Source organism: Pseudoteredinibacter isoporae, assembly GCF_040372805.1.
GTDB classification, from domain to species: Bacteria; Pseudomonadota; Gammaproteobacteria; order Pseudomonadales; family Cellvibrionaceae; genus Pseudoteredinibacter; species Pseudoteredinibacter isoporae_A.
The window spans coordinates 1,086,760-1,100,201 of sequence record NZ_BAABWJ010000001.1 but is presented as its reverse complement, the minus strand read 5'-3'; the positions used below and the strand labels follow the sequence as shown (position 1 = coordinate 1,100,201).

The 13,442-nt window shown below is 49.5% G+C and carries 9 protein-coding genes; 5 read left to right on the top strand and 4 right to left on the bottom strand.

What is annotated here, in order from left to right; all coding sequences use genetic code 11:
* Both ABWW03_RS04895 and ABWW03_RS04890 read left to right on the top strand, forming a co-directional pair.
* Positions 1-1,509 (top strand): tryptophan halogenase family protein, encoded by a 1,509-nt coding sequence (locus ABWW03_RS04895; RefSeq protein WP_353406728.1) that lies wholly within the window; start codon positions 1-3, stop codon positions 1,507-1,509.
* 44 nt (positions 1,510-1,553) lie between these two features.
* Positions 1,554-3,062, top strand: a complete 1,509-nt coding sequence (locus ABWW03_RS04890) for a tryptophan halogenase family protein (RefSeq protein WP_353406727.1) — start codon at positions 1,554-1,556, stop codon at positions 3,060-3,062.
* A gap of 110 nt (positions 3,063-3,172) precedes the next feature.
* Here the strand turns inward: ABWW03_RS04890 and ABWW03_RS04885 are convergent, their stop codons facing one another.
* From ABWW03_RS04885 to ABWW03_RS04870, 4 genes are all read right to left on the bottom strand, one after another.
* A complete protein-coding gene (locus ABWW03_RS04885; protein WP_353406726.1) occupies positions 3,173-5,800 on the bottom strand; it encodes a TonB-dependent receptor in 2,628 nt (875 codons plus the stop codon).
* 234 nt (positions 5,801-6,034) lie between these two features.
* Positions 6,035-7,750 (bottom strand): sodium:solute symporter family protein, encoded by a 1,716-nt coding sequence (locus ABWW03_RS04880; protein WP_353406725.1) that lies wholly within the window; start codon positions 7,748-7,750, stop codon positions 6,035-6,037.
* 56 nt (positions 7,751-7,806) lie between these two features.
* Complete coding sequence (locus ABWW03_RS04875) at positions 7,807-8,688, bottom strand: BadF/BadG/BcrA/BcrD ATPase family protein (protein ID WP_353406724.1); 882 nt, start codon at positions 8,686-8,688, stop codon at positions 7,807-7,809.
* Positions 8,689-8,987: 299 nt separating this feature from the next.
* Positions 8,988-10,169: an MFS transporter gene (locus tag ABWW03_RS04870; protein ID WP_353406723.1), complete on the bottom strand. Its 1,182-nt coding sequence runs from the start codon at positions 10,167-10,169 to the stop codon at positions 8,988-8,990.
* 140 nt (positions 10,170-10,309) lie between these two features.
* Between ABWW03_RS04870 and ABWW03_RS04865 the strand changes: the two genes are divergently transcribed.
* The 3 genes from ABWW03_RS04865 to ABWW03_RS04855 all read left to right on the top strand — a co-directional run bounded on the left by ABWW03_RS04865 (position 10,310) and on the right by ABWW03_RS04855 (position 13,441).
* On the top strand, positions 10,310-11,017 hold the full coding sequence (locus ABWW03_RS04865; protein ID WP_353406722.1) for a response regulator transcription factor: 708 nt from the start codon (positions 10,310-10,312) through the stop codon (positions 11,015-11,017).
* Positions 11,018-11,135: 118 nt separating this feature from the next.
* On the top strand, positions 11,136-12,428 hold the full coding sequence (locus ABWW03_RS04860) for an aspartate aminotransferase family protein (RefSeq protein ID WP_353406721.1): 1,293 nt from the start codon (positions 11,136-11,138) through the stop codon (positions 12,426-12,428).
* On the top strand, positions 12,425-13,441 hold the full coding sequence (locus tag ABWW03_RS04855) for a phosphotransferase enzyme family protein (RefSeq protein WP_353406720.1): 1,017 nt from the start codon (positions 12,425-12,427) through the stop codon (positions 13,439-13,441). Before ABWW03_RS04860 ends, ABWW03_RS04855 begins: the two co-directional genes overlap by 4 nt.
* Position 13,442 lies beyond the last annotated feature (1 nt).

Genomic DNA, 13,442 nt, shown 5'->3' with positions numbered 1-13,442 from the left:
ATGAATCAACCGCTGAAATTTGTCATCGTTGGTGGCGGCAGCGCAGGTTGGATGTGCGCCAGCCTGCTGCAACAGCATTTTAGCGAATGCACCGTCGTCCTGCTTGAGTCCGAGAGCCGAGGTATCATCGGCGTCGGTGAGGGTTCAACGCCCTCACTTAAACGTTTTTTCGAGGCCATAAACATATCAGAAAGCGAATGGATGCCCCAATGCAATGCGACATACAAATGTGGCATTCGTTTTCCCGGCTGGCTGGCCGACGCACAAAAAAGTTATTTTCATCCGTTCTATTCCCAGGCAGATCACAGTTGTGCCCTGAAGTTTTTCCGCAATTGCCAATTGCGACGAGCCGGCTGGGACATGCCTTCTCACCCCGATGCGTTTTTTATCAGCTCTGAAATTGCGCGCTTGGGTCTGTCACCAAAATCAGAACATGAAGCGTTTTCCCTGTTTGATTACGGCTACCATTTTGATGCTCATTTACTGGCAGAATTTTTAGCATCGGTATGCATTGCGCGTGGCGTTGAACACCGAAAGCTGGATGTCGAACGGGTGAACTGCTCAGCCGACGGGTATATTCACTCCCTGATCGGTGAATGCGGAGCAGAAATCAGCGGCGACATCTTTTTTGATGCCAGCGGTTTCAGAAGACTCTTATGTGTCGATGCACAAAAGACGGATTTTCTGGATTATTCCAACCATCTGGTGAACAACGCGGCGGTAGCCATGCCATGTCCGCTTCCCAGCGACCAGGACATCCCCTCAGAAACGCTTTCGGAAGCCATGCCGTACGGCTGGCGCTGGCAGATTCCTTTACAAAATCGTATCGGCAATGGCTATGTATTCAATCGCGATTACCTGAGCCATGATGAAGCCAGTCTTGAGCTGTGCAAGGCTATTCATGTCGACCCGAAATCAAGCACACCGTTGAAGCTCAACTGGACACCTGGCCGACTGAAAACAAATTGGACTCAAAACTGTGTGGCGATCGGTTTATCGCAGGGCTTTCTCGAACCGCTGGAAGCCGCGATGTTGCATACCATTCAAGATACCATTGAAAGCTTCATTGACTGCTTTACTCAAGCGGACTTCAGCCATCACTTGCAAGGGCAGCACAATCAGAGAGTAAATGACCTGATTGATGGCACTCGAGATTACATTCAAGCTCATTATCTTTTGAACACTCGCCAGGACACACAATACTGGAAAGACGCCCGTGAACAAATGGATGTATCAAGCGACCTGGGTGCATTGATCGACGGCTGGATGCAAAAACACAGCAAAGACCCCGATGCTCTTGAGGCCGCTATGCAAGGGCATCGGCGCCGACAAGTTTATCGCCGAACGTCCTGGTATTGTTTATTCTCAGGTATGGAACACTTTCCAGATGCCCGACGGATTCCTAATGGCGACCTGGAAGACTACGGCTACAAATTGAAACAAATGAGAGATGTGGGCTTGGACACCTTTGTCTCTCACCGAGCGGCCCTGGCTCGACATCGCCGTTAACGCACACGAGCACACATACTGACCCAATAAACAGGGGATGCATCATGAGCGATTCACATCATACAATGGCACAATCCATACTGATCGTTGGCGGTGGCACCGCAGGATGGATAACCGCCAATCTATTGAAAAAACGTTGGCCGGAGGCCAGCGTCACACTGATAGAAAGCCAACAAATAGGCACGGTGGGCGTCGGTGAAGGGTCGACACCGGCAATGAAGTTATTTTTCTCTCAGCTCGGTATTCCTGAATCAGAATGGATGCCCGCCTGCAATGCCACTTTTAAAACCGGTATCAGCTTTCCCAACTGGACCGGAGACAAAGAATACTCAAGTTATTTTCATCCCTTCTATTCTCATTTTGATTTAGAAACCGCCAAGGCTTTTTTTAAGAACTGCGATTTGAGGCGGCAAGGCTTTGAGGCGGACGCCAATCCGGATAAATTCTGGTTATCAGCACGGCTGGCCTTAGACAAACGCGCCCCAAAAACCAAAACCAGACTGCCTTTCGAGCTCGATTACGCCTATCATTTTGACGCCGGCGCCCTGGGTGAATTTCTTCGACAAAAAGCTCTGAGTGCCGGCGTTCGACATTTGGAGGGTGACATTGAACAAGTTGAACTCTGCAACGAATCGGGTTGTATCGACCGTGTGCATAGCAAACAGCATGGCCCAATCAAAAGCGATGTATACATTGACTGCAGTGGCTTTCGATCCATATTGCTGCAGCAGGCAATGAACGTACCGTTTCACAGCTACGAAGATCGCCTCTTCAATGATCGTGCTGTGGCAATTCTCACCAACAAAGACCGTTCCGCCTCCATTTCTGCACAAACTGTATCGAGCGGAATGCAACATGGTTGGCGCTGGCAGATTCCCCTCCGCAATCGTGATGGTAACGGGTATGTGTATTCTTCTTCCCATTGCAGCCCAGAGCAGGCCGAACAAGAGCTTCGACGTGAGCTGAACGTGGGCGACGAGGTTGCCGCCAAACATTTGCGCATGAAAGTCGGCAGAAACGAAAGACACTGGGAAAAGAACTGTCTTGCAGTCGGTTTGTCCCAGGGGTTTATCGAACCCTTGGAAGCCACCGCCCTGATGCTGGTGCAATTCACCGTCGAGCAGTTTGTCTCCGATTATCACAGTAATGCACAAGACCGTTATAACCGGAAAATCAATCAAGCCTTCGATGCGATTTCAGACTATGTGCAGTGTCACTATAAAATTAACAGCCGTCGCGACACCGACTACTGGATTGAAAACCGTGAGAATACCTCGGTATCCGATCAGCTGTCCAAGTTACTGGAATGTTGGACATCCGGGGGAGATCTTGACCCCATACTCAGTCAGTATCAAACGTCGGTCGCGTATTTGAAACCGAGTTGGTACACCATTTTTTCTGGTATGGGCTTTTACTCAAACCAGGCATCGACACTGTCGTCAACGATGCATCCCTCAACAGCAGAAGCCGCGCCTGCGGATATGGCCGCTATTTATTGTGAAGAAATGGCCGCCATGTTTGAGGACCACCGGCAATTCTTGAACAAGCAGTAGACTATTGCTTGCTCCACACACCTTTTCCCAAGCGTTCAGCATACATCTTCAGACAAAAAAAGCCCTGCAAAGCAGGGCCAAATCTCAGTCACTATAGAGGGGCTGGGAGATCAAAACTTATAGTTAGCCCCCAGAATAAAACGGCGCCCGTTATACAGCTGGGTAGCTTTCACATTGTGACCACCTGCAGATGAGTAGAAATCATCGATGGTTTCGTCGGTGATGTTCAAGAACTCTGCGCGAATGGTGAAGTCATCGTTTACAAAGTAGTTCAGCTGAGCATCCCATTGGCTCTGCTCGTCACCGAACAGTTTTCCAGATTCCTGAGCAGTCTTGAAAAACTCAGAGCGATAGCTGTAGTTTAAACGTGCGCTGAACTTATCCTGCTCGTAGTAAACCGTACCACTCAACACATCTTTTGAAGCGTCTGGAAAGGGAATGCTTCGATTCACCAAGGCACCATCTTCGATGTCCTGTACCACACCATCACCCACATCCGAATAGGTGTAGCTCGCCGCAAAACCCAAACCATTATCAAAGGCATACTGCGCCGTAAGTTCCAAACCTTCAATTTCGGCCTGGCCACCATTCTCAAAGGTACTCAGTCGATTGATTTCCTGACCATTGATCACCGCTTTTTTGGTTAAGCTGTAAACAAAGTTCTGAATGTCCTTTTTAAAATAGGTTGCGCTCAACATAGAGGCGTTACCTATGTACCATTCAAGTCCCAATTCGTATTGATTGGACTCCTCAGGTCTCAGGTTCGGATTTCCTGCGGTTCCTGAACTTGTTTCAACCGTCAAATTCACCGCATAAGACAGAGCAAATGGTGCTGGACGAGCAATCGACTTACCGGCGGCAAATCGCATCACCACATCTTCACTTAGGTCGTAAACAATGTTGATACTCGGCAATACATTGTCGTAACTTCCGCTCTCGGAGATAGGGCGGTTGTTATTGAAATCCCAGCCTTTTGAATCCGTATCTGTTTCCACATAGCGAACCCCAACATTACCCCTTAAATTGTCGGTTTCAAATTTCGCCATTGCGTAGAATGCCGTGATATCTTCATCAATCGTATAAGAGGACTCGTTCCTGATCTGACTTCCTGTTCTACAGAGTTCACCGCTTGAATCACAAATTGGCAAGTTGAAGAATGCCGCCCGCATTCCAGCCAGATCTGGATTGAACACTGTTACGCTGCCCATCGTCGTCTCGTCATGCGACACAGTGATGGTGCCATTGCTCAGATTTCCGGCATAACCCAGTGCTTCGGTGCCAATAACGGCGTTTTGAATGTCGTCACTGAAACGGGTCTGTTGAAAGCTTCGATCCCGAAACTTGCTGCCCAACTTGATTTCATTGACCGCACCAAACTCCACATCGAAACTGACATCAAGTTGGGCATAGTCTTCCGTGTCTTCTGATCGAGTTTGACGATCAAACACATTCGTCAGTGACATTTCATCCGTTGGAGAAGCAAGCCAAGGACTGCGACTGTAGTCAATTCTAGGCGCCTGTCCTCCAGGGTTATAGAAATCAAAGTTGGCACGTGGATCTTGAGAACTGGCAAAGAATTCTGTGAAGAAGTCATTATTCGTCCCCTCACCCGTTGTAGTACCCAATCGACCTTCAATGGTGAAGTTTTCACCGCTGAATTCCAAATCCAGATCGATTACCTCGGTATCCATTTTTGAACCGGGACGATAGATCGTGTCGTAAGCAATGTGATTTGCCCACACCGCAGGATCGCCACCGTCAACATGCAGTTCAGTGACAATACCGTTTTCAACCACACCTTCAGAAGGATTGTTCGCCGCGAAAATGCCGCGGAACGGAATCCCAATAAAGTTGGAGTTAATGTTATCGGCCTTCAGTTCAGAATTCAGATAATGCAGCCCTAGGCTCAGATTGTCATTCGGCTTCCACTGCAGATTCAGGTCGACACCTGTGCGCTCGCGCTCCTGGGTAAACAACGCGGAACCAATCCCCCAAGGCAGCAGCCCTTGTTCGGTCGCACCCGATGGTGGGTTAAAAGGTGTGTCGGGGTTGGTTGCCGCGTTCCAGTCCCGATCGAACTGAGTAAAGTAGGCAGGAATAAACATTTCCGTTGCTTCACGTCGGACCGTGCGCTCCTGGCGAGACACAACAATCGAAGCACCGAAAGTTTCATCTTCGTTCTTCCAGGAATACAGGCCCGAGATGGAAGGGTCGGTTTCTTCGGCCAAATCACCATACTGAGCTTCAATGGAAACGCTGCCTTGACCGGATTCCATATCCAATGGTCGGCGGGTCTTCAGGTTTACCGTACCCCCCAAGCCACCTTCATCAATATCAGCTTGGGCAGACTTATACACTTCCACGCCAGCAAGCATTTCTGATGCCAGCAACTCATAGTTAAAGTTGCGCGTCGCGTCGGCGAGAATAAACCACTGTGAGGTTCCCACAGCCTGGCCATTAACCAGAGTCAGATTTCGGCCAGCACCCAATCCGCGAATCGTCACGCCCTGCCCTTCACCGAAAGTCCGGGAGATGGTAACACCCGGAATTCGAGCCAGTGACTCAGCCACGTTCTTATCGGGAAATTTGCCGACGTCTTCAGCACTAACCGCATCGACAACGGCAGAAGAAAAACGCTTTACATCCATGCTGTCCTGCAGGCTGCGTCGAATACCTGTCACGACGATTTCTTCTAACTCCGTCGCGTCGTTTTGGGCGAGTGCCGGGGCCGTAGACATACCGCCCAATGCAACGGCCGCTGCCAAATAACCGCATCGACTTGAGGCCCTGTTTATTGCCTGAATGGCTCTCCTAAGTTTAGGTGACATACTTAATCCTCATACTCTTTATTGTAATGATTTGATTTAGCCAAAAGTACTACCTGCTGACAACGTTGTCTAAACTATCCAGCAAATACAACGTTGTCAAGAAAAAGCAAACTGAATTTCAAATCCTTCTAAAAACCAAGCGCCTTATGCGGCGCTGTATTCCTTGGGTAATGCTTTTTTGTACGCGAGGGTCAACGTTAGCAGTCCGAGGACTGCCAAACTCAGTGCCAACCATTCGCGATCAAACAACCAAGCGCCCGTGGAAAACAAGGCGCTGTAAACAAACACGGTTCCAAACAGGGCGGCCCACATTCCTTTTCTGATCTCGCCGTCTTTCAAATCAACCGTTTGTTTGAATTCGTTAATTTTTTCAGATTTTTCGCCCTTGCTGAGCAAGGTCACCGCGATCCAGCAAGCGGTTGTCAGGGCAATGCTGTACACCAGCTTTTGCCATTCCACAATATGATCAAACGGTCCGAACTCAATAGCCAAACTGATCACGAACGACGCGACCATCGCGGTGATTTCGCTCCAGGCATTGATGCGCATCCAGAACCAGCGAAGTAAAAACAGCAAACCGGTACCCGCACCGATGGTCAGTAAAAGTCGAAAGGCCTGCAGCGCACTTTCGAGCAGGAGCGCAATGCTGCACGCCACCAACATCAACAGAACCGTGGACAATCGACCGACCAGAACCTTTTTCTTCTCGCTGGCCTCTGGATGAACAAAGCGAGCGTACACATCGTTCACAATATACGACGCCCCCCAATTCAAGCTGGTTGAAATAGTCGATACATAAGCGGACACCAGTGAGGCCACAACGATTCCTAAAACCCCCGCCGGCAAGAAAGTAAGCATCGCAGAGTAAGCCAAATCATCCTGAATCAAATGTTTTGGAACATTCGGCAAGGCCTTTTCCAATGAAGATAAATCAGGGAACACCACCAGCGAGGCCAATGCCACGAGAATCCACGGCCAGGGTCTTAGCGCGTAGTGGCAAAAATTAAAGAATGCCGAGGCACCAATAGCGTGTTTCTCGTTTTTCGCCGCGAGCATGCGTTGGGCAACATAACCACCGCCACCAGGTTCTGAACCGGGATACCACACACTCCACCACTGCACGAACAAAGGAATAATCAACAATGGAATGAACTGTTGAGGGTCATCAAAGCTGGGGAGAAACGATAATTTGTCTTTTACATTATCATGCTCAATCAATGCCGACAGACCACCAACTTCGGGATGGTTGACAGAGTAATAGGCCACCGCCACTGACCCCACCATCGCAATCACGAACAAGATTATATCGGTGAGGATGACGCCTAGAAAACCGCCCACAGCACTGAAAATCACCGTGATGATTCCTGCAATCAAAACAAGCTGTTTGGGTTCACTGCCAAACAACACTGCACCAATCTTTACCGCCGCCAGAGTGACTCCGGCCATAATCATAATATTGAAGAAAACACCGAGATATATAGCGCGAAACCCACGAAGAAAACCGGCCATTTTGCCACTGTAACGGAACTCATAGAACTCCAGATCTGTGGCAACACCCAAGCGACGCCACAAGCGTGCATAGACAAAAGTTGTCAACATTCCAGTAATCAACATTGACCACCAAATCCAGTTTCCACCCACACCGTTACTTCGGACAATATTAGTCACCAGATTGGGCGTGTCTGTGGCAAAGGTTGTCGCAACCATTGAACCACCCAATAACCACCAGGGCATATTCCGGCTTGCCAGAAAGAACGAATTACTGTCTGCAGACGATCGTTTACTCACCCAGAGACCAATAAATAAGGTAGTCCCCAGTACGGCGATGACGATTGACCAGTCGAGCATGCTTAAATGCATAATGTCCTCGTTATTATTATTTTGTTTCCGAATATCCTGCTTTCAGAAATAAGCGTTTACGTCTTAGTGTTTTTCAGCAATGAGTAAACCGCGCCCATTTCCGGATTCGCCAAGGGCCGCGAAATATGTTCTCTCAATCGATGATTCAAGAGCGGCATCAGAAATGGAGCAATGCCACCCACCAGTGAAAGCCGTGGTGGACCATATTCTAATATCGAGTGGGCCATGGCCTCAATGTAATCGATCGCTTCATTCAGAATACCCGCAGCTTGCACATCACCTTGTTTGTTCGCAGCAAAAACCGTTTTCGCCAACTGGGCATATTGCGCCGAACTGGCACCAACCATTCGAATCGCGAGATCTTCCGGTTTACAGGACAAACTCGTACACAGCAATTCCTTCATCAGCGTTGGCGGCCCCATGCCATCTTTCGCCAGCAGCGCGGCCTTCATAGCCTGTAATCCCAACCAGGCGCCACTGCCTTTATCGCCTACGGGAAAACCGTGGCCACCAAAACTTTTGCTTTGGCCATTCACGCAAACATAACCGCAGGAACCAGTGCCCACAATAATCACCGCGCCATCCCGCCCTTCATGAGCACCCAAACAGGCCGCGTGCCAATCTGTAATAAGACGCATGGAATGGAACGGGTGCGACCACTCATTCACTCTTTGGAAAACATGATCAAAGTTGACCCCGGCCAGAGCCAAACCCAATTCAATACGATGCTGCTCTTTGGACAATCCGGCCTCAGCCAAGGCACGGCCACACGATTCCGTAATCGAATCGATGGCCAGCTGGTAATCTACACAGGGATTCGCCGGCCCAGCAATGGCTGAACCTAAAATTTCCAGATTATGGTTGACGACCACCGCTTTGCATTTGCTGCCACCGCCATCCACACCAAGGTAGAAAGAAGAACTCTGGTTTCGCTGCACAGATTTACCCTGCTAATTCGAATGTTTCGTTTTTATTTGAGCCAAGAGTAAGATCACGAGACAACGTTGTCAACACGATTTTTCAACAAGTTAACAACCTGAAGCGTAAATAGGGGCTTATTTCAGTCGGGAATCGAGCTCTCGGAAGGAGCCCTATGAAAGGGAAATCTCCTTATACAAGGTGGCGTATTCTGGTCCTTTTTTCAGGATGCCAGGGGCAGTACAACCAGAATAGTTGTTAAAAATCAGTGGCCTATGGGAATCTCTATGCGTCTATTCCCGTAATCAGCGCAAGGCTCTCACCGCTCTAACGGGGTTTGAGCATCAGTCGCCACAGACTTCCGCAGTAAAGGAGGCAAAATAAACAAACCCGAAAGACCAAATAAAATGATTCCGAGCCAAATCACCATGGCGTAGTCCGCACCTTCCAGCAGAATCGCTGCCAACGCCGGGGCCAGAGCCAAGCCCAACATTTGCGCTGCCACACCCAGCTGTACCGCACGCCCTTCATTGTCGAAATCCGCCAGTAAGGCCAACATAAAGGGATGAGTTTTATTCCAGGCAAAATTAAACAAGCAAACCGAAATGGCAAACAAACTGGCACTGAGATCGCCCAATAGCATCAACAAGGCCACGATACTTGAGAGAATTCCCACTTGCAGAGGCATCAAACGACCATAACGGTTGGCCAAGGTCGCCGCGCAGACCGCACCCGTAATACCCAGCAATTGAGATATCGTTAAGCCCCAGGCAACCGTCTCTTCGCCCAGCCCCCCATTCACACCAATCAAAAATAAATAGGCCCACACCACACCTTGCGCCAGGAAATAGAAAAACAAGGCACTGATCGCATACCAGGCCAGACCTGTGGTTTTGATTGGATTCTGCTGTGTGTCCGCTGGCTGCGCTGGCATAAAACGCAGCACAGCCAAGCCGCTTAGATTAAAGGCGGCCCAAAACAACAACAAAGCATCAAGCCCAAATATGTTTACGATCGCAGGCATACAGGCGAAACCAATGGCGCCATAGATCAGGATCCACATAATCATAAACCCGAAATTCCGATCCGAATCTCGACTCAACCCAATAGCGGTGAAACTCAGGGAAATCATGGTGCCGGAACCCAAACCCGTTATAAAACGAACCCCGGCAAAACTGGCGGGCCCCTCCGGCATCACCGACACACCATTTCCTAAAGCCGTAACGAGAACGGAAAAGAACAGCACCCGCTGCCAATTGACATAGCGAGCACCGATGGTCAGCAGCAAAGTAGCGACAGCAATGCCCCACATTTCCGCCGACGCCACATAGCCCGCCTGGGCCTCACTGAAGTTCATCTCGCTCACCAAGCTCTGCACAAAGCCCGGCTGTACAATGAAGACAGCCGGCCCCAGTACACCAAAATAAATAGCGGCATAACGACTGGCACGACGGTCGGGATTGAAATCGAGTGAAGAATTCAGAAGGTAGTTTATGGTCATAAGCCTGCTCGGCAAAGGTTTCCAGGCAGTATAGGTAGAGCTGCCATAACACCCTATCCACCAAATGGTGGATAGCCGATAATGCCTTGATGTCAGCAAAAATCTTGTGGTAGTTTGGCTATTCAACAGCGGTTTCTACTATGTCGATAAAATCTCCCCCTAGTGATTTTCCTCAGCAGTTTCAAACGCAAGCACTCAAGCTGCTGGAAGATCTTTTGCCAATCAGCTCGGCTGCTTTTTATCTCTTGGACCCGGATATGCGCCATCGTGGTGTCGTGCTATCCAATATGTCGCCCGGAGTCGAGCGCCGTTATCATGAAGAGTTCAGTAATCTTGATCCTCTGGACGCTCGAAAATTTCATCATCGCGAAGAGAAAGTCGCGACTATTGACGAGCAAATGCCTTTCTCTCTTCTCCGGCAAACCATTTACTATCAGGACTTTATGTTGCCGCACGGGCATCGCTATGTGGCCGATATGTTCTTTCGCTACGAAGGCATGGTTGTGGCCGTCATCACCTTATTACGCCATGAATCTCTCGGCCAATATTCAGAAAATGAATTAGGTATGCTGCGAAAAATACAGCCTTTTTTGGAATACACCCTTAACAGCGTGTACATGCCCAAGCGCGTTGAAGAACGCCAATCTTTAGGGAACAAATATCAGTTAACCCCAAGAGAGCTGGATGTCCTGGAACACATTATCGCGGGCGCGAGCAACAAGCAGCTTGCCAAGGATTTAAACCTGGGACTGGCGACCATCAAAACCCACCTGCTGCATATCTTTCAAAAAATGTCGGTCGGTTCGCGTGCAGAATTACTGGCTAAGGTCATCTCCGATCTGCGCTAAGTCTGTTTGAAAACCATAATATCGAGCACTCCACCATTCGGTGGATGCTGATTGCTCGCACTTCTACTTACCATAGCTCCACCATTAACCCTAAGCTGTGGCCACAACGGAGCGCAACATGAGCAACCGTCTTTTGCAACGACGCAATCACCTGATCGGTGAACATGCCCCCCTGTTTTACGATGAACCGCTCACCCTGATCAAAGGCGAAGGCGTGTGGCTACATGATGCTCAAGGCAAACGCTATCTGGATGTCTATAACAATGTACCCAATGTCGGTCACTGTCACCCTCATGTTGTAGAGGCTCTGCACCGACAGGCCAGTCAAATTAACGTTCACAGCCGCTATCTACATCCAGCGTTGGTTGAGTATGGCGAGCAACTGACTGCAAGCTTCGATCCCAGTTTGTCCATGCTGTTTCCCACCTGTTCCGGCAGTGAAGCAAATGAGTTGGCTCTGCGTATGACCCGTCAGCATACCGGCAATATGGGCATCATCTGCAGCAACGCTACGTACCATGGCAATACGGCCGCCGTTGATGAACTGGCCACCTTGTTCAATGATGGCAAAGCCAAAGGCCCTAATGTGAAAGCCGTTGACTTTCCTGACAGCTATCGCTCCCTGAACGGGCTGAGCGGCGAAGCTTTGGCTCGCGCCTATCTTCAACAGGTCGAAGAAGCGATTGCTGAGTTTCAGAATTCGGACATTGGTTTTGCGGGCTTACTAGTCTGCCCGATTTTCGCCAATGAAGGCTTACCCAATGTTCCTGCAAACTATATGGCGCGTCTTGCCAAACTCGTGCGTGACGCCGGTGGCCTGTTAATTTTCGATGAAGTTCAAGCAGGCTTTGGACGCACAGGCGACATGTGGGCCTACCAGCATATCAATGTAGTTCCCGATATTGTTGTATTGGGAAAACCTATGGGTAACGGTCATCCATTAGCCGGTCTGGTGTGTAGCCAGGCACTTGGAAAAGCATTCCGGTCACAGGTTATGTACTTCAATACTTTTGCAGGCAACCCTGTTTCCTGCGCAGTGGGCAAAGCCGTATTAGAAGTGATTGAACAAGAAAAGTTATTGGATAACTGCCGTGATGTCGGAAGCTACATCAAACAAAACCTACAGCACTTCGCCGAACGTTATGAACTTGTTGGCGATGTACGCGGCAGCGGTTTATTTTTTGCTGTTGAGCTGGTGAAAGATCGTCAATGCAAAACCCCTGCACCAATTGCCGCTGCGCATATCGTCAACCGTATGAAGGAACGCGGTGTTTTAATTAGTAAAATCGGTGTATACGGCAACATTCTAAAAATGCGCCCCCCAATTTGTTTTTCTCGAGAACACGCTGATCTTTTGCTGAGAGAACTCGATCAGGTCTTACACGAGGTTTCTAAGGAGGGCGTGCTATGAACGCTGCTGAAGAGAGAGCCGTCAACACCACCGAGGAAGGCCTGTTTGTCGCCGCCCAAGAAGCACTCGGCTTTTGGGAATTGGAAGGTAAGCTAAACCTGATCAAGCATCGAGAAAATGCTGTCTTCGCACTGCAATGCAATACCGGCGAACGTTTTGCACTTCGCATCCACAGAGCTCATTATCATTGCAATGAAGCACTGCGGTCCGAGCTGCAGTGGATGAGGGCACTGGCCGAAGCGGGCATATCGGTACCGAACGTCATTCCCACCAAAAGCGGAGAATATTTCGCCATGTTGGATTCTTCTGCCCTCCCTGAAGCTCGTCAAGTTGATTTGCTAGCGTGGGTCGACGGTGAGCAGATCGGCAGTATTGAAGAACGTTTGGAAGATGACCCCAAGCGGGTTCATTTTTGTTACTCCCGCCTGGGTCAATTGGCGGCGCAACTGCACAATCATTCTGCTCAGTGGACACCGCCCGCCAAATTCAAGCGACACCATTGGGACAAGGCCGGGCTGGTCGGAGAGCAACCTTTTTGGGGCCGCTTCTGGGAACTGAAACGTCTGACAGACGAAGAACGCCGCAAAATAATTCGAGCCAGGGACACCATTGCCGGCGAGTTGGAGAAACTGGATAAACACCCCGAGCACTACGGCATGATCCATGCCGATTTTGTGCCTGAAAATGCCCTGCTGCATGGCGAGCAACTGCAATTAATTGATTTTGATGATGCCGGTTTTTCCTGGTATCTCTTTGAACTGGCAACCGCCCTATACTTTATTCAAGGCGATAAGCACTATACGTTGGCGAAGCAATCCCTAATCGAAGGCTATCGGGAGTATCGCTCTCTAAGCGATGAATCTCTGGCGCAACTGCCCTTGTTTATGGCCGCTCGCAGTTTGACCTACCTTGGCTGGGTCCATACCCGCGAAGGCAATCCAACGGCGGATGATATGCAAGCGGATTTGATTGCTCTGTGCCTGAAGACTATTGCAGCGTATCTGGACGGGTAAA

Excerpts from the sequence above, each read along its gene's own strand:
- ABWW03_RS04860 (WP_353406721.1), top strand. The coding sequence starts at position 11,136 with ATGAGCAACCGTCTTTTGCAACGACGCAATCACCTGATCGGTGAACAT.
- ABWW03_RS04870 (WP_353406723.1), bottom strand. The coding sequence starts at position 10,169 with ATGACCATAAACTACCTTCTGAATTCTTCACTCGATTTCAATCCCGAC.
- ABWW03_RS04885 (WP_353406726.1), bottom strand. The coding sequence starts at position 5,800 with ATGTCTACGGCCCCGGCACTCGCCCAAAACGACGCGACGGAGTTAGAA.
- ABWW03_RS04855 (WP_353406720.1), top strand. The coding sequence starts at position 12,425 with ATGAACGCTGCTGAAGAGAGAGCCGTCAACACCACCGAGGAAGGCCTG.
- ABWW03_RS04880 (WP_353406725.1), bottom strand. The coding sequence starts at position 7,750 with ATGCATTTAAGCATGCTCGACTGGTCAATCGTCATCGCCGTACTGGGG.
- ABWW03_RS04865 (WP_353406722.1), top strand. The coding sequence starts at position 10,310 with ATGTCGATAAAATCTCCCCCTAGTGATTTTCCTCAGCAGTTTCAAACG.
- ABWW03_RS04895 (WP_353406728.1), top strand. The coding sequence starts at position 1 with ATGAATCAACCGCTGAAATTTGTCATCGTTGGTGGCGGCAGCGCAGGT.
- ABWW03_RS04890 (WP_353406727.1), top strand. The coding sequence starts at position 1,554 with ATGAGCGATTCACATCATACAATGGCACAATCCATACTGATCGTTGGC.